The 14,314-nt window shown below is 69.8% G+C and carries 16 protein-coding genes; 4 read left to right on the top strand and 12 right to left on the bottom strand.

Annotation, left to right across the window (positions count from 1 at the left end; genetic code table 11):
- Positions 1–24 precede the first annotated feature (24 nt).
- Entirely contained in the window at positions 25–696 is a 672-nt protein-coding gene (locus ACFWYS_RS04025; RefSeq protein WP_384762944.1) for a potassium channel family protein, read from the top strand.
- Positions 696–1,373, top strand: coding sequence for a potassium channel family protein (locus ACFWYS_RS04020; RefSeq protein WP_384762941.1), 678 nt, complete (start codon positions 696–698; stop codon positions 1,371–1,373). Before ACFWYS_RS04025 ends, ACFWYS_RS04020 begins: the two co-directional genes overlap by 1 nt.
- 103 nt (positions 1,374–1,476) lie before the next feature.
- On the opposite strand, the gene ACFWYS_RS04015 is transcribed toward ACFWYS_RS04020, so the two are convergent.
- From ACFWYS_RS04015 to ACFWYS_RS03980, 8 genes are all read right to left on the bottom strand, one after another.
- A complete protein-coding gene (locus ACFWYS_RS04015; protein ID WP_384762939.1) occupies positions 1,477–2,202 on the bottom strand; it encodes a DUF3159 domain-containing protein in 726 nt (241 codons plus the stop codon).
- Positions 2,203–2,205: 3 nt separating this feature from the next.
- Entirely contained in the window at positions 2,206–2,604 is a 399-nt protein-coding gene (locus tag ACFWYS_RS04010; protein ID WP_125525889.1) for an OB-fold nucleic acid binding domain-containing protein, read from the bottom strand.
- Positions 2,605–2,681: 77 nt separating this feature from the next.
- The gene (locus tag ACFWYS_RS04005) at positions 2,682–3,365 is read right to left on the bottom strand and encodes a response regulator (protein WP_384762936.1); all 684 of its coding nucleotides are present in this window, start codon (positions 3,363–3,365) and stop codon (positions 2,682–2,684) included.
- Complete coding sequence (locus ACFWYS_RS04000) at positions 3,362–6,019, bottom strand: DUF4118 domain-containing protein (protein ID WP_384762933.1); 2,658 nt, start codon at positions 6,017–6,019, stop codon at positions 3,362–3,364. The genes ACFWYS_RS04005 and ACFWYS_RS04000 overlap by 4 nt, the downstream gene beginning before the upstream one ends.
- A gap of 133 nt (positions 6,020–6,152) precedes the next feature.
- A complete protein-coding gene (locus tag ACFWYS_RS03995) occupies positions 6,153–7,319 on the bottom strand; it encodes an alginate lyase family protein (RefSeq protein ID WP_384762932.1) in 1,167 nt (388 codons plus the stop codon).
- Positions 7,320–7,500: 181 nt separating this feature from the next.
- Positions 7,501–8,259: a DUF3710 domain-containing protein gene (locus tag ACFWYS_RS03990; RefSeq protein WP_384762929.1), complete on the bottom strand. Its 759-nt coding sequence runs from the start codon at positions 8,257–8,259 to the stop codon at positions 7,501–7,503.
- 1 nt (position 8,260) lies between these two features.
- The gene (dut, locus tag ACFWYS_RS03985) at positions 8,261–8,812 is read right to left on the bottom strand and encodes a dUTP diphosphatase (RefSeq protein ID WP_384762926.1); all 552 of its coding nucleotides are present in this window, start codon (positions 8,810–8,812) and stop codon (positions 8,261–8,263) included.
- Positions 8,809–9,393, bottom strand: coding sequence for a PaaI family thioesterase (locus tag ACFWYS_RS03980; RefSeq protein WP_384762923.1), 585 nt, complete (start codon positions 9,391–9,393; stop codon positions 8,809–8,811). Before ACFWYS_RS03980 ends, dut begins: the two co-directional genes overlap by 4 nt.
- Before the next feature lie 58 nt (positions 9,394–9,451).
- On the opposite strand from ACFWYS_RS03980, the gene ACFWYS_RS03975 reads away from it, so the two are divergent.
- Entirely contained in the window at positions 9,452–9,913 is a 462-nt protein-coding gene (locus ACFWYS_RS03975; RefSeq protein ID WP_384762921.1) for a DUF3093 domain-containing protein, read from the top strand.
- 97 nt (positions 9,914–10,010) lie between these two features.
- On the opposite strand, the gene ACFWYS_RS03970 is transcribed toward ACFWYS_RS03975, so the two are convergent.
- From ACFWYS_RS03970 to ACFWYS_RS03955, 4 genes are all read right to left on the bottom strand, one after another.
- Positions 10,011–10,943: a hypothetical protein gene (locus tag ACFWYS_RS03970; protein WP_384762919.1), complete on the bottom strand. Its 933-nt coding sequence runs from the start codon at positions 10,941–10,943 to the stop codon at positions 10,011–10,013.
- Positions 10,944–10,956: 13 nt separating this feature from the next.
- Positions 10,957–11,253 (bottom strand): DUF4193 domain-containing protein, encoded by a 297-nt coding sequence (locus tag ACFWYS_RS03965; protein WP_005481602.1) that lies wholly within the window; start codon positions 11,251–11,253, stop codon positions 10,957–10,959.
- Positions 11,254–11,658: 405 nt separating this feature from the next.
- Positions 11,659–12,906 (bottom strand): sensor histidine kinase, encoded by a 1,248-nt coding sequence (locus tag ACFWYS_RS03960; protein ID WP_384762916.1) that lies wholly within the window; start codon positions 12,904–12,906, stop codon positions 11,659–11,661.
- A 5-nt stretch (positions 12,907–12,911) separates the two neighbouring features.
- Positions 12,912–13,565, bottom strand: coding sequence for a response regulator transcription factor (locus tag ACFWYS_RS03955; protein ID WP_007385219.1), 654 nt, complete (start codon positions 13,563–13,565; stop codon positions 12,912–12,914).
- Between the two features lie 420 nt (positions 13,566–13,985).
- Here ACFWYS_RS03955 and ACFWYS_RS03950 point away from each other — a divergent pair, with 420 nt between their 5' ends.
- Positions 13,986–14,159, top strand: a complete 174-nt coding sequence (locus tag ACFWYS_RS03950; protein WP_384762913.1) for a hypothetical protein — start codon at positions 13,986–13,988, stop codon at positions 14,157–14,159.
- Positions 14,160–14,314 lie beyond the last annotated feature (155 nt).

Raw genomic sequence — 14,314 nt, 5'->3', positions numbered from 1 at the left:
CACGAGGAGTGCGGGGTAAGCGCCGTGCACATCGTCATCATGGGTTGCGGAAGGGTGGGCTCCGCTCTTGCCCAGACCCTGGAGCAACAAGGGCATACGGTCGCGGTGATCGACCAGGACCCCACCGCGTTCCGCCGGCTGGGCCCCGGGTTCGGCGGCCGCCGGGTCACCGGCATCGGCTTCGACCAGGACACCCTGCGCGAGGCCGGCATCGAGGAGGCGGGCGCCTTCGCCGCCGTCTCCAGCGGCGACAACTCGAACATCATCTCCGCGCGCGTGGCCCGCGAGATGTTCGGCGTGGAGAACGTCGCGGCGCGTATCTACGACCCCCGCCGCGCCGAGGTCTACCAGCGCCTCGGTATCCCCACCGTGGCCACGGTCCGCTGGACGGCCGACCAGATGCTGCGCCGGCTGCTGCCCTCGGGCGCCGAGCCGCTGTGGCGGGACCCGACCGGAGGCGTCCAGCTCGCCGAGGTGCACACGTCCGCCGACTGGGTGGGCCACAAGATCAGCAGGCTGCAGGAGGAGACCGGCGTCCGGGTCGCGTTCCTCACCCGCCTCGGCGAGGCGATCCTGCCCACGTCGCAGACGGTGCTGCAGGAGGGCGACCTGGTGCACGTGATGATGCGCACCGACGAGGTCGACAAGGTCGAGGCGTCCTTCGCCAAGGGTCCCGAAGAGGAGGGCGGTCACTGATGAGGGTCGCCATTGCCGGTGCCGGTGCGGTGGGCCGCTCCATCGCGGGCGAACTGCTGGAGAACGGCCATGAGGTCCTGCTCGTCGACAAGGCGCCGACCGCCATCTCGGTCGAGCGGGTCCCGCAGGCGGAGTGGCTGCTGGCCGACGCCTGCGAGATCACGTCCCTGGACGAGGCGGCGCTGCAGCGCTGCAACGTGGTGATCGCGGCCACGGGTGACGACAAGGTCAACCTGGTGGTCTCACTGCTGGCGAAGACGGAGTACGGCGTTCCGCGCGTCGTCGCCCGGGTGAACAACCCCAAGAACGAGTGGCTGTTCAACGAGTCCTGGGGCGTGGACGTCGCGGTGTCGACGCCCCGTCTGATGTCGGCCCTGGTCGAGGAAGCGGTCTCGGTCGGCGACCTGGTCCGCCTCCTCCGTTTCAGCCACGGCGACGCCAACCTCGTCGAGCTGACCCTCCCGGAGGAGTCGGCCCTGGCCGGCACCCAGGTCGGCGACGTGGAGTGGCCGCAGGACACGTCCCTGGTGACGATCATCCGCGGCACCCGGGTCCTCACCCCGTCCCGGGAGGACTCCCTGGAGGCGGGCGACGAGCTGCTGTTCGTGGCCGCACAGGCCAGGGAAGAGCAGCTGGAGGACCTCCTGTCGGTCCGCCGGGAGGACACGGCGGGCTGACGGACACCGGCGCACTCTGCGCTACGACGCCGAAGGGCGCCCTGGCTTCACAGGGCGCCCTTCGCGTATTTGAGCCCGTCCGGCGTTCGAGGACGCCGTGCGCCTACTCGGCAGACCCGGCGGCAGCCTCCCGCTCGGCCTTCTCCGCCGCCTCCATCTCCGCGAACACATCGATCGGCGCCGGCGCCTTGGCCAGGAAGACCCACGTGAGCCACACGGCCAGCAGGAACGGCGGAATCTTCAGCGCGACGAGCACCCAGCCGAACTGCGTGGTGTCCGCCCACCAGTACAGCGGGAAGAGGATCGCGCACTTGGCGAGAAGAATCAGGCCCCACGCGTAACTGGCCTTCGCATAAGCCTTCTTGCGCCCGGGATTCCGCTTGCGCCAGGAGAGGTTCTCCTTGAACACCGGCCCGAGGATCAGCCCGATCAACGGCACTCCGCACAGCGTGGTGATGATGTACGCGAGCCCCAGCCCCAGCGTGTACAGCATGCCCGGCAGATAGAAGTCCTTCGCGTTGCCGGTCATCATCGCGAACACGACGCCGAAGGCGACGCCGAAGACACCGCTGAAGGCGTGCTTGACGGTGTCCCGCATCACCAGGCGCACCACCACGAGCACCAGGGAGACCACCAGCGCGGCGATCGCCGACAGGTGCAGATCCTTGTTGATCGTGTAGATGGTGACGAAGAGCAGCCCCGGCAGCACGGTCTCGATCATCCCGCGCATGCCACCGAACGCCTCGAACAGCGCGGCCTCGGTCACCGCCCGGGCATCGTGCTCGGCGTCTGCGGTGGTGTCTTCGGTCGGCTTGTCGAGCGACGTCACCGGCTACTCCCGTCCAAGGGGTCTCAGTTCGTATTTCGGGTTGAACAGCACCCGGCGGCCTCTGCTCATGGAGATCCGGCCCGATGCGATCAGCCGGCGCCCCGGCTCTATGCCGACGATGGAGCGCCTGCCGAGCCACACCACGTCCAGGGCGGCGGAGCCGTCGAACAGCTCGGCCTCCAGGGCCGGGACTCCCGCACGCGGCCGCAGGGTGACCGTGCGCAAGGTACCAGTAACCGTCACTATCTGTCGGTCACGGCAGTCACCGATCCTGGTGCATCCGGCCGTCTCGGCGTCCTCACGCAGCTCCTCGGACTCCAGGTCCTCCTGCGACGAGGAGAGCCGGTCGAGCATGCGCCGGAACCGGCCCACCGACTTTTCGGAACGAGGAACAGCACTCATGTCTTGAAGCCTACCGGGGTGCGCCGACACCGTCGTACCCGCGGTTGCGGCTCCCGAACCGACCCCGCCCGACCTGCTCATCTCTCGAACCGGTACCCCATCCCCGGCTCGGTGATGAAGTGCTTGGGATGCGACGGATCCGCCTCCAGCTTCCTGCGCAGCTGGGCCATGTACACCCGCAGATAGTTCGTCTCCGTCCCGTACGACGGCCCCCACACCTCCTGCAACAGCTGCTTCTGGCTGACGAGGCGTCCCGTGTTGCGTACGAGGACCTCCAGCAGATGCCATTCGGTCGGGGTGAGCCGTACGTCCTTCCCGCCCCGGTTGACCTTCTTCGCGGCCAGGTCGACGGTGAACTCCTCGGTCTCCACCATCACGTCGTCCTCGCCGCCCCCGGTCGGTTCGGCCCGGCGGACGGCGGCCCGCAGCCGGGCCAGCAGCTCGTCCATGCCGAAGGGCTTGGTGACGTAGTCGTCGGCGCCCGCGTCGAGCGCCTCGACCTTCTCGTCGGACGAGTGCCGGGCGGACAGCACCAGGATCGGTACCCGGGTCCAGCCGCGCAGCCCCCTGATCACCTCGACGCCGTCCATGTCGGGCAGACCGAGGTCGAGGACGACCACGTCGGGGTGGCGGGTGGCGGCGAGTTCGAGGGCAGTGGCCCCGTCATGGGCCGCGTCGACCTCGTACTTGCGGGCCTTGAGGTTGATCACGAGGGCACGCACGATCTGCGGCTCGTCGTCGATCACCAGCACCCGGGTCATGTGGTCTGCCTTTCGGGTCGTACGGAGTGAGGGGCCTCGTCGGGGTGAGGAGGCTCGTCGGAGCGGCCGGGCTCCCCGGAGTCAGAGGGCTCCCCCGGGCCGGGAGGTTCCCCGCCGGGAACGGCCGCTGCCCCCGGCCCTGCGGGCGCCGCCGCTGCCGACGCCCGCAGGGTGAGCACCATGGTGAGCCCCCCGCCAGGTGTGTCCTCCGCGTTGAGGGTGCCGCCCATCGCCTCGGCGAAGCCGCGTGCGACCGCGAGGCCGAGCCCGACCCCCGCCCCGCGCGGGGCGTCGCCGTAGCGCTGGAAGGGCGCGAAGATGCGCTCCTTGGCCTCGTCGGGGACGCCCGGCCCCCGGTCGACCACCCGCACCTCGACCCGGTCCGCGATGGCGCTCGCGGCGACGAGGACGGTGCTGTCGTCCCGGCTGTATTTGACGGCGTTCTCGACCAGGTTGGCCACCGACCGCTCCAGCAGCCCCGGGTCCACGGCGACCATGGGCAGCGTCTCCGGAATGTCCAGCTCCACGCTGTCCTCCGGCACCCCGCCCAGCGCCATCGGCACCACCTCGTCGAGGTCGATGCCGCGGATGAGCGGCGTGACCGTGCCGGTCTGCAGCCGGGACATGTCGAGGAGGTTCCCGACGAGGTGGTCGAGCCGGTCGGCGCCCTCCTCGATGCCCTCAAGGAGCTCCGCCTCGTCCTCCTCGGACCAGGCGACGTCGTCGGACCGCAGCGAGGAGACGGACGCCTTGATGCCGGCCAGGGGGGTACGGAGGTCATGGCTGACGGCGGCCAGCAGCGCCGTACGGATGCGGTTGCCCTCGGCGAGTTCCTTGGCCTGGTCGGCCTCGCGCTGCAGGCGCTGGCGGTCCAGGACGACGGCGGACTGCGCGGCGAAGGCGGCGAGGACGCGACGGTCCTCGGCGGGCAGCACCCGGCCGGTCAGGGCGAGCGCCATGTGGTCGCCCACCGGCACGTCCACGTCGGCGTCCTCCGGCCGCACCGGGGAGCGGCCCGTGCCGACGCTGCCCGCGCAGGTCCACGGGTCGACGTCGCCCGCCCGCTCCAGCAGGGCCGCCGACTCCATGCCGAAGGTCTCCCGGACCCGCTCCAGGAGCTCCTCCAGGCCGGTCTCGCCGCGCAGCACGTTGCCGGCGAGGAAGGAGAGGATCTCCGACTCGGCGCGCAGCCGGTTCGCCTGGTGGGTGCGGCGGGCGGCGAGGTCGACCACGGAGGCGACGGCCACCGCCACGAACACGAAGATCACGAGTGCGAGCAGGTTCTTCGGGTCGGCGATCGTGAACCGGTGCACCGGTTCGGTGAAGAACCAGTTGATCAGGATCGAACCGACGGCCGCCGAAGCCAGTGCCGGCAGGAGCCCGCCGAGCAGGGCCGCCGCCACCGTCAGGGTCAGGAACAGCAGCATGTCGTTGGCGAGACCGAGGTCGGCGTCGACGTGGGTCAGCAGCAGGGTGAGCAGCGCGGGTCCGCCGACGCCGACGAGCCAGCCCCACAGGATCCGGGAGCGGCCGAGGCGTGCTCTGCGGGCCACGGGCAGTCCGCGCCCCTTGGCGGCCTCCTCGTGCGTGACGATGTGGACGTCCAGGTCGGGGCCCGAGTCCCGGGCCACCGTGACGCCCACGCCGGGTCCGAGGACGTACTGCCAGCTCTTGCGGCGTGAAGAGCCGAGCACTATCTGGGTGGCGTTCGCCCCGCGCGCGAAGTCCAGCAGTGCCGCCGGGATGTCGTCGCCGACCACGTGGTGGAAGGTGCCGCCGAGGTCCTCGACGAGGGTGCGCTGGACGGCGAGTTCCTTGGGTGAGGCGGAGGTCAGCCCGTCGCTTCGGGCGATGTAGACGGCGAGCACCTCGCCGCCGGCGCCCTTCTCGGCGAGGCGGGCGGCCCGCCGGATCAGCGTCCGGCCCTCCGGACCGCCGGTCAGCCCGACCACGATCCGCTCCCGCGAACCCCAGATCTTCGACACCTGGTGATCACGGCGGTACTGCTTCAGGTACTCGTCGACCCGGTCCGCCACCCACAGCAGCGCCAGCTCTCGCAGCGCGGTGAGGTTTCCGGGCCGGAAGTAGTTCGACAGGGCCGCGTCGACCTTGTCCGACTTGTAGATGTTGCCGTGCGCCATCCGCCGGCGCAGGGCCTGCGGCGACATGTCGACAAGCTCGATCTGGTCGGCCCGGCGCACCATCTCGTCCGGCACGGTCTCCTGCTGCCGTACCCCGGTGATCGACTCGACCACGTCCCCCAGCGACTCCAGGTGCTGGATGTTGACGGTCGATATGACATCGATGCCGGCGGCGAGCAGTTCCTCGACGTCCTGCCAGCGCTTGGCGTTGCGGGAGCCGGGGATGTTGGTGTGGGCGAGCTCGTCGACGAGGGCCACCTGCGGGTGTCTGGCCAGGACGGCGTCGACGTCCATCTCGGTGAAGGCGGCGCCCCGGTACTCCAGGGCCTTGCGCCGTACCTGCTCCAGCCCGTGCAGCATCACCTCGGTGCGCTGCCGGTCGTGGTGCTCCACGAAGGCGACCACGCAGTCGGTGCCGCGCTCGGCACGGCGGTGGGCCTCGGACAGCATCGCGTACGTCTTGCCGACGCCCGGTGCCGCACCGAGGTAGATCCGAAGCTTGCCGCGTCCCATGGTCCCCATTGTGTTCTTGCCGCTGCTGCCTACGCAGCGTCGACCTTACGGCCAATAATCGCGACAAAAAGGGCCCGGTGCGGCGGCGGGAGCGTCTTTGACGCAACTCTGACGCTGCCGCCGCCATTAAGTCTCAGCTGGGATTGTCGCCGTGGGTGAGGGTCTCCCACGCGACGAAGAGGTTGTTGCTGCCGGACGGCCGGTTGCGCTGGTTGAGCGTCTCGGTGTTGGTCATCACATGGCCGAGCCGGTTGGCCAGGGCGTTGTGCCCGACCTCGGTGACCGGGCCGAGCCCGGGCTTCAGCGAGCCGCCGCACAGCCAGCCGGGCGCGGCCGCCCCGAGCTCGTACTTGGCCTGGAACCCGAGCGCGTGCCGCAGCCGCTCGCCGACGTCCGTGCCGTACAGGTCCTGCCCCTGGATCCGGCTGGTCTCCGCGACGTGGGAGATTGCGGAGATGCCGTACCCGGTGTGGGTGAGGTCGCGGCAGGTCTCCTGGGTGAGGCCGGTGACGAAAGTGCCCTGCCCCTGCCAGTACTTGACGATCTTGTCCCGGGTGTCGAGGTTCTGGCTCGGCACGGTCCTGGGCAGGTCGCCGTCGGAGGACAGGTAGACGTAGGCGGCGGTGCGGGTGCGGAACTTCGCCATGGCCTTGTCGTAGGACGCCTTGTCCTCCAGGAAGACGGAGATGCCGACGGCGGCCTCCATCATCGACAGCTCCCAGTTGCCGTTGGAGTTCGAGCCGTTGATGATCTCGGGCAGATAGACGGTGCGGAGCATGGTGGCGAAGCGGCCGGAGTTCGCCCAGTTCCCGGTGTACGTGTACTTGATGATCTCGGCGGCCCTGGGCCAGGAGGAGCCGGCCCAGCCGGTCTGCAGGGGCGCGTTGCTGTTGGTGTGGTCCTTGATCACCGCGGACCAGGCGTCCATCAGCTCGATGGCCTTCCTGGCGTGCCGCTCGTCGCGGGTGATGTACCAGGCGAGGGCCTGGGTGTAGGCGGCGATCGCGTCCTCGCGCTCGTCGGTGCAGCCGTGGTTGGGGTTCGAGTACGAGCCGCATTCGACGACCGCGCGGGGCTTGGGGGTGCGGTTCAGATCGGCGTACTTGCTGGCCATCATCCGGTCGAAGGCGCCCTTCCAGGGCTGGGTGCCGGCGTCGACCTTGGCGCGGGCGAAGTCCAACTGGCCCTTGGAGACGGTGACTCCGGGGTGGACGAAGGTGGCGGGTGCGCCGTCGGCGGGCCAGGCGAGGACACCGGCGACGAGGGCGGCCGCGGCCGCGAGCAGAGCGGTTCTGCGCATGCGTGGGGGGCCTTCCGTTCTCGTATATGAACGTGAAGCGCCTTTATGAACAGACGCGTTGGCCGGAGACGGTAGGTACAGACCAATGCACCGTCAAGGGTTCACACACGAGAAAGAGACGAGAAGGGCACGAGAAAGGGCCGCACCCCTGAGGGGTACGGCCCTGGTGTCTCTACGGAACTCAGCGGACCTCGGTGATCTCCGGCCCGCGCTGGAGCTGGCCCATGCCACCGGAGAAGCGCGAACCCGCCTCCTCCTGCTGGACGCCCTCGGGAACCATCTGGGCGTCGTTCGGCAACTGCAGGACGATCGGGTCACGGGGCGCCATCGGGCCCTCGCCGCGGACCACGACCGTGTCCCGGAAGATCTGCTCCAGCAGACCGGCCGCCTGCGGCTGCACCGCGCCCTGGCCCGAGATCACCCCGCGCAGGAACCAGCGGGGACCGTCCACACCGACGAACCGCACGACCTGGAAACCGCCCGTGCCGTCCGGCAGCTGCACCGGCACCTGGGCCCGCAACTCCCAGCCGAGGGGCCCCTCGACCTCGTCGATGATGCCACCCTGCTGGGTGATGCCGGAGCCGATCTCCTCGCGTACCTCGCCCCAGATGCCCTCGCGCTTGGGGGCGGCGAAGGCCTGCAGCTGGATGGCGCTGTCGCGCAGCACGACGGTCGCCGCGACGATCGCGTCGCCCGCGACCTCCACGCGCAGCTCCATGCCGTCGACGCCGGGCACGAGCATGCCGCCCAGGTCCACCCGGCCCTCGCCGGGCTCACGGACCTCGGAGCTGTCCCACGGCCCGTCGGGGCGCGGTTCCGGTTCGAGCCGTACCCGCTCGCGCGCGCCGTCGTCGTCCGCCTCAGTGTCGATGTCGACGACCTGCTCGGGCTCGCCGGCCGCGTCCTCGGCGGCACCCTTCTTCTTGCGACGTCCGAACACGTCACTGTCCTTCCCGGTCGGATACGACCGAAGCGTATCGATTCCCACCCGTTGCGCCGCCGTCGGCGGCCTGACCGCTTGTGCTGCTTGTGCCGCCCACCCCGGCATGGCCCCCGGTGGACCCGAAGCCCCCTTCGGCCCGTGCCGAGTCGGGAAGCTCCGCGACCTCCTGGAAGCGAACCCTCTCGACCTGCTGGACGACCAGTTGGGCAATCCGGTCGAAGCGCTCGAACCGCACGGTCTCATGCGGGTCGAGATTCACCACGATCACCTTGATCTCCCCACGGTACCCGGCATCAACCGTCCCCGGGGCATTCACGAGGGCGACACCGAGGCGGGCGGCCAGACCGGACCGGGGGTGCACGAAGGCCGCGTACCCCTCCGGAAGGGCGACAGACACCCCGGTGGGCAGTACGGCCCGCTCCCCCGGCTTCAGTTCACTGCTCTCCGTGGTGCGCAGATCGGCTCCCGCGTCGCCGGGGTGCGCGTACGTCGGAAGCGGTACGTCCGGGTCGACGCGACGGATCAGCACGTCCAGGGGGTCACGGCTCACGGGTTCACCTCGAAGGCACGGGCACGCCGGACCTGGTCCGGGTCGTCCATGGCGGCCCGGATCTCCTCGGGGCGGCCGTTGTCGATGAAGTGGTCGACCTTCACCTCGATGAAGAGGGCGTCGGCGCGGACCGCCACGGGCCCCTCGGGGCCGCCGATCCGCCCGGTGGCGGACGAGTAGATCTTGCGGCCGGCCACCGCCTTCACCTCGGCCTCCAGATACAGCACGGTGCCCACCGGCACCGGCCGTACGAAGTCGGTCTCCAGCCGCCCGGTCACGGCGATCGTGCGCAGCAGCCAGTTGAGGGAGCCGAGGGTCTCGTCGAGGGCGCTCGCGAGCACACCGCCGTGCGCGAGCCCGGGGGCGCCCTGATGGGCGGGCTGCACGGTGAACTCCGCGGTGAGGCTGACGCCGTCCCCGGCCCGCGCCTCCAGGTGCAGCCCGTGGGGCTGCTCGCCGCCACAGCCGAAACACTCGCCGTAGTGCGCACCGAGGAGCTCACCGGGCACGGGAGCGTCCGGGTGTCGCACGGGTTTCACGGCGTCGGCCGGGGGCTCAAGAGCTGCGGAAGTACCTCTCACAGCCGCAGACCTTACCCGCGCGTCGGACGCAACCGGACACCGTGCCAAGCTTGGCTCCATGCAGCTCTCCGCCGCCCCGTACGAAGAACGTCTCACCGCCCCCCGTTCCTGGTGGCTGATCTCGTTCCTGGCCGGGCTCTCCCTGGCCCTGATCGTCCTGCCGTTCGGCACACTGCCGATGCTCGTCGGTCTGGTCGGCGGCACCGCGGCGGCGGCCGTAGTGGCCAGTTCGTACGGCTCGATCCGTATCCGCGTGGTGGGTGACCTGCTGATCGCGGGCGAGGCGAAGATCCCGGTCCGGGCGCTCGGCGAGGCTCATGTGATGGACCAGGAGGAGGCCCGCGCCTGGCGCACCCACAAGGCCGACACCCGGGCCTTCCTGCTGCTGCGCGCCTACATCCCCACGGCCCTGCGCGTGGAGGTCACGGACCCCGAGGACCCGACGCCGTACCTGTATCTGTCGACCCGCGAGCCGGAGCGGCTGGCGGAAGCGATCAAGACGGCCAAGGCCGCGGTCTAGCAGAACCGTTCGGGCTGTCACCGGCCCGGTCAAATCTTGCCCTGCCCGCCGTAAAGACTTCCCAGCGTCACGGGAAACACCGCCGCGTGGGCGGCCGTCACGCCCTTCGGCCGCCGCCGAGCAGCCAGCGCCTGCGCGGCCGCACGAGGTCGTCCATATCCAGCGGCTGCGCCGGGCGCTCCAGCGGGGGCAGCTGCGGCAACTCGTCCCACGGCACCTGCATCCTGCGCAGATCCGCGCGGATCCGTGCCGCGAGGTTCTGGGTGTCCCGGCGGTTCATGGCCGCGCCCACGGCGGCACCCACCAGGAAGGGCATGAGGTTCGGCAGGTTCCGGACCGTGCGCTTCATGATCTGCTGACGCAGCTCCCGCCTCATCTGCACGCCGAGCGCGGCGTTGATCGTCGCCGGCTTCATGGGGTCGATGCCGCGCTCCTCGGACCACGAGGACAGATACGCGGTGCTGCGGGCCTTGAGATTGCCGGGCGGGCGCAGGCCGTACACCTCGTGCAGCTCGGCGATCAGCTTGAGCTCGACCGCCGCCACACCGGTGATCTCGGCGGCCAGTTCGGTCGGCATCGCGGGCGGCACCGGCAGCATCGCCGCCGCGCCCACTCCCGCGCCGACCGTGGAGCTCGCGTACGCCGCGCCGGTCACGAGCTTGTCCGCGAGTTGCTCGGGCCCGAGACCCGGGAACTGGCGGCGAAGCGTCGCGAGGTCGCGTACGGGGATCCGCGGGGCGATCTCGATGATCCGGTCGGCCAGGTACCCGAGACCCGCCCTGGCGCGGCTGCCGCCCTTACGGACGCCTTCCCGGGCCTTCTCCCGGATCACCGCGCCCCTGCGCCTGGTGACAGGCACGGGAACTTCCGCGGGCGCCGGGGGGTCAGCCCCGGACACGGGTTCGAGCGAGGCCCCCGCACTGGATGAGCCCCGCTCGTCGTCACGCGCGCCGTACGGGCCGTCGGACGGCCCTTCGTCCGCTCCCGGCTTTCGGGAGCGGCGCTTCCAGGGAGGGGTCGAGCCAGTCATGCCCGACCCGACCTCAGTCGCAGTCGCGGCAGATCGGCTGACCGTTCTTCTCCCGGGCCAGCTGGCTGCGGTGGTGCACCAGGAAGCAGCTCATGCATGTGAACTCGTCCTGCTGCTTCGGCAGCACCCGGACGGCCAACTCCTCGTTCGAGAGGTCCGCGCCGGGCAGCTCCAGGCCTTCGGCGGCCTCGAACTCATCGACGTCCACTGCGGACGTCGACTTGTCGTTCCGCCTGGCCTTCAGCTCTTCAAGGCTGTCCGAGTCGACGTCGTCGTCGGTCTTGCGTGGGGTGTCGTAATCCGTTGCCATGTCGCTCTCCCCCTCTGGGTGTCTGCGGTGTCTCCAGCGCACGTAACGCGTGAGAGGCCGGACTTGTGCCCGACCCGAGGCGGAGATTTTGCCTCACATCAAGGTCTGTTACTCAATCGACACCCAACCGGACTCCTCAAGAGTGATCGGGTTGGATGGCGAACGGGACCGTACACGGTCCTAATGCCGCAGTTCAAAGGCGTCTCACCGTGTACTTCCCGTGATCAAGACCCCCGAAAACCCGGATTTTCCCGGCTTTCCGACAGGGTCCATGATCACAGAGAGTAGATGGCCTGAAATCCGCCCTTGTGATCGATCACACACGGGGTTGCTCGTGGTCTGCCCAGAAAATTCCGCGCAAAGCGAACATCCCCGCGTTCCGACCATGTGTCGGCGCACATGATCTCAGATCGGCAGGGTGACTCGCATGACGAGCCCTCCGCCCTCGCGTGGCTGCGCCGCGATATGGCCGCCGTGCGCCCGGGCCACGGACCGCACGATGGACAGCCCCAGGCCGACCCCCTTGTCGCTGCCCGTGCGCTCCGTACGCAGCCGCCGGAACGGCTCGAAGAGATTGTCGATCTCGTACGCCGGCACCACCGGACCTGTGTTCGTGACGACCAGCACCGCCTGCCCGTGCTGGACCTCGGTGACGACCTCGACCCAGCCGCCCTCGGGGATGTTGTAACGCACCGCGTTCTGCACCAGGTTCAGCGCGATCCGCTCCAGCAGCACACCGTTGCCCTGGACGACCGCGGGCTTCTGCTCGCCGCGGATCACGACGCCCTTGGCAGCCGCCTCCGCGTGCACCTGGTCGACGGCCTGCTCGGCCACCTCCGCCAGGTCCACCGGTTTGCGTTCGACGATCTGGTTGTCGCTGCGGGCGAGCAGCAGCAGGCCCTCGACGAGCTGCTCGCTGCGCTCATTGGTGGCCAGGAGCGTCTTGCCGAGCTGCTGGAGCTCCACCGGAGCGCCCGGATCGGACAGATGCACCTCAAGGAGCGTGCGGTTGATCGCGAGCGGGGTGCGCAGCTCGTGGGAGGCGTTGCCGACGAAGCGCTGCTGGGCGGTGAAGGCCCGCTGTAGCCGCTCCAGCATCTCGTCGAAGGTGTCGGCCAGCTCCTTCAGCTCGTCGTCCGGTCCGTCCAGCTCGATACGGCGGGACAGGTCCGAGCCCGCCACCGCGCGGGCCGTGCGGGTGATCCTGCCGAGCGGCGAGAGGACCCGGCCGGCCATCGCGTACCCGAAGGCGAAGGCGATGATCGCGAGGCCCAGGAGGGCCAGCAGGGAACGGCTGAGGAGATCGTCCAGAGCGACCCGGCGCTGGCCGTCGATGCAAGCACTGATCGCGTCGTTGAACTGGGAGAACGTAAGGTTGTCGACCTTGATCGCCGGGCAGTTGTCGCTGGTGACCTGGAGCTCCTTGGCACCCACGATCTTGAACAGGGGCTCGTTGCCCGTGTTGATCGCCTGTGCGGCCAGCAGATAGATGATCGACAGCAGCAGGATGCCGGCGATCAGGAACATGCCGCCGTACAGCAGTGTGAGCCTTATCCGGATGGTGGGGCGCAGCCAGGGGAAGGAGGGCTCCACCCTGCGGGGGTCCCAGGTGGGCTTGGGGGGCGCCTGGGGAGGCGCGGGAGTCGCTGCCATGGTGATCAGATCCGGTAGCCGGAGCCGGGCACGGTGACGATCACCGGCGGTTCGCCCAGCTTGCGGCGCAGCGTCATGACGGTGACCCGTACGACGTTGGTGAACGGGTCGGTGTTCTCGTCCCAGGCCTTCTCCAGCAGTTGCTCCGCCGAGACGACCGCGCCCTCGCTGCGCATCAGCACTTCCAGGACGGCGAACTCCTTGGGCGCGAGCTGCACCTCCTTGCCGTCCCGGAAGACCTCGCGGCGGTTCGGGTCCAGCTTGATGCCGGCGCGCTCCAGGACGGGCGGCAGCGGCACGCTCGTACGGCGGCCGAGGGCACGCACGCGTGCGGTCAGCTCGCTGAACGCGAAGGGCTTGGGGAGGTAGTCGTCGGCGCCGATCTCCAGTCCCTCGACCCGGTCGCTGACGTCGCCGGAGGCCGTGAGCATCAGCACGCGTGTGGGCATGCCGAGTTCGACGATCTTGCGGCAGACGTCGTCGCCGTGCACGAGCGGGAGGTCGCGGTCGAGGACGACCACGTCGTAGTCGTTGACGCCGATGCGCTCCAGGGCGGCCGCACCGTCGTACACGACGTCGACGGCCATGGCCTCCCGGCGCAGTCCCGTGGCCACCGCATCGGCGAGCAGTTGCTCGTCCTCGACGACGAGTACGCGCACGTCGCTTGTCCTTCCTGTGTCCACCCGCGTAGCGCACTTCCGGCGCGCGGGCAGGGTCTTGTTGCTGGGGTGTCTTGGCCTCCATCCTGCCCTTTTCCGCCATAAGTCGGCGGTAAGACGGGTGAGCGGACCATGCAGGGCGGGTGTGAGGCCGGGGAATGCGAGATTTTCTCTTCCGGTTGAGGTTTCCGTGGAAGAGAGCGGGGGGAGGACGGCTTGTACACCCCGCGATCACGCTCTGCTTGTGCCGCACCACCATGCGGTACGAGGCGATCCGCTTTCCGCAGAGTGGGTGTGGGTGTCCGGCACCGTCGCCGCCCAGCACGGGCAGCGCTGGGCATCTACCGGAGACGTGATCGTCCCTTCCGAACGGCACACCCCCGTGCCATCGACCCACGACCCAGGACGAGGGGGCGCAGCATGGACGCATTCACCGCAGGACTTCTGCAGCGCATAAAGGCGACCGAGTCCGACCTGACGCGGGCTCGTGACGAGGGCGACGACTTCCTCGTCGACGTGGAGCAGGGCGAACTCGACGACCTGCGCCGCCTCGCCGCCGAGCATGGCGTGGAAGTCGGCGCGACCAGCGTCTGACCGGCTCACAGACCGAAAGCGGGCGCCCCCGGGCTCACCCCCCCCCGGGCCGCGGGGGGGCGGGGGGCCCCCCGGGGGGGGGTGGGGGGGGGGGGGGGGGGGGGGCCGAGGATGTGGGGGTCGCCGTAGGGCCTCGTTGTCGAAGCGTTCTTTGG

Origin of the sequence: Streptomyces sp. NPDC059010, assembly GCF_042740355.1 — a bacterium.
Classification (GTDB): domain Bacteria; phylum Actinomycetota; class Actinomycetes; order Streptomycetales; family Streptomycetaceae; genus Streptomyces.
Note: the sequence above shows the minus strand (reverse complement) of the source record. Positions and strands in the feature narration are given on the sequence as shown.

Coding starts and splice junctions, on each gene's coding strand:
- ACFWYS_RS03965 (WP_005481602.1), bottom strand. CDS start 11,253: ATGGCAACGGATTACGACACCCCACGCAAGACCGACGACGACGTCGAC.
- ACFWYS_RS03975 (WP_384762921.1), top strand. CDS start 9,452: ATGCAGCTCTCCGCCGCCCCGTACGAAGAACGTCTCACCGCCCCCCGT.
- ACFWYS_RS03970 (WP_384762919.1), bottom strand. CDS start 10,943: ATGACTGGCTCGACCCCTCCCTGGAAGCGCCGCTCCCGAAAGCCGGGA.
- ACFWYS_RS04020 (WP_384762941.1), top strand. CDS start 696: ATGAGGGTCGCCATTGCCGGTGCCGGTGCGGTGGGCCGCTCCATCGCG.
- ACFWYS_RS04005 (WP_384762936.1), bottom strand. CDS start 3,365: ATGACCCGGGTGCTGGTGATCGACGACGAGCCGCAGATCGTGCGTGCC.
- ACFWYS_RS03960 (WP_384762916.1), bottom strand. CDS start 12,906: ATGGCAGCGACTCCCGCGCCTCCCCAGGCGCCCCCCAAGCCCACCTGG.
- ACFWYS_RS03950 (WP_384762913.1), top strand. CDS start 13,986: ATGGACGCATTCACCGCAGGACTTCTGCAGCGCATAAAGGCGACCGAG.
- ACFWYS_RS04000 (WP_384762933.1), bottom strand. CDS start 6,019: ATGGGACGCGGCAAGCTTCGGATCTACCTCGGTGCGGCACCGGGCGTC.
- ACFWYS_RS03995 (WP_384762932.1), bottom strand. CDS start 7,319: ATGCGCAGAACCGCTCTGCTCGCGGCCGCGGCCGCCCTCGTCGCCGGT.
- ACFWYS_RS04010 (WP_125525889.1), bottom strand. CDS start 2,604: ATGAGTGCTGTTCCTCGTTCCGAAAAGTCGGTGGGCCGGTTCCGGCGC.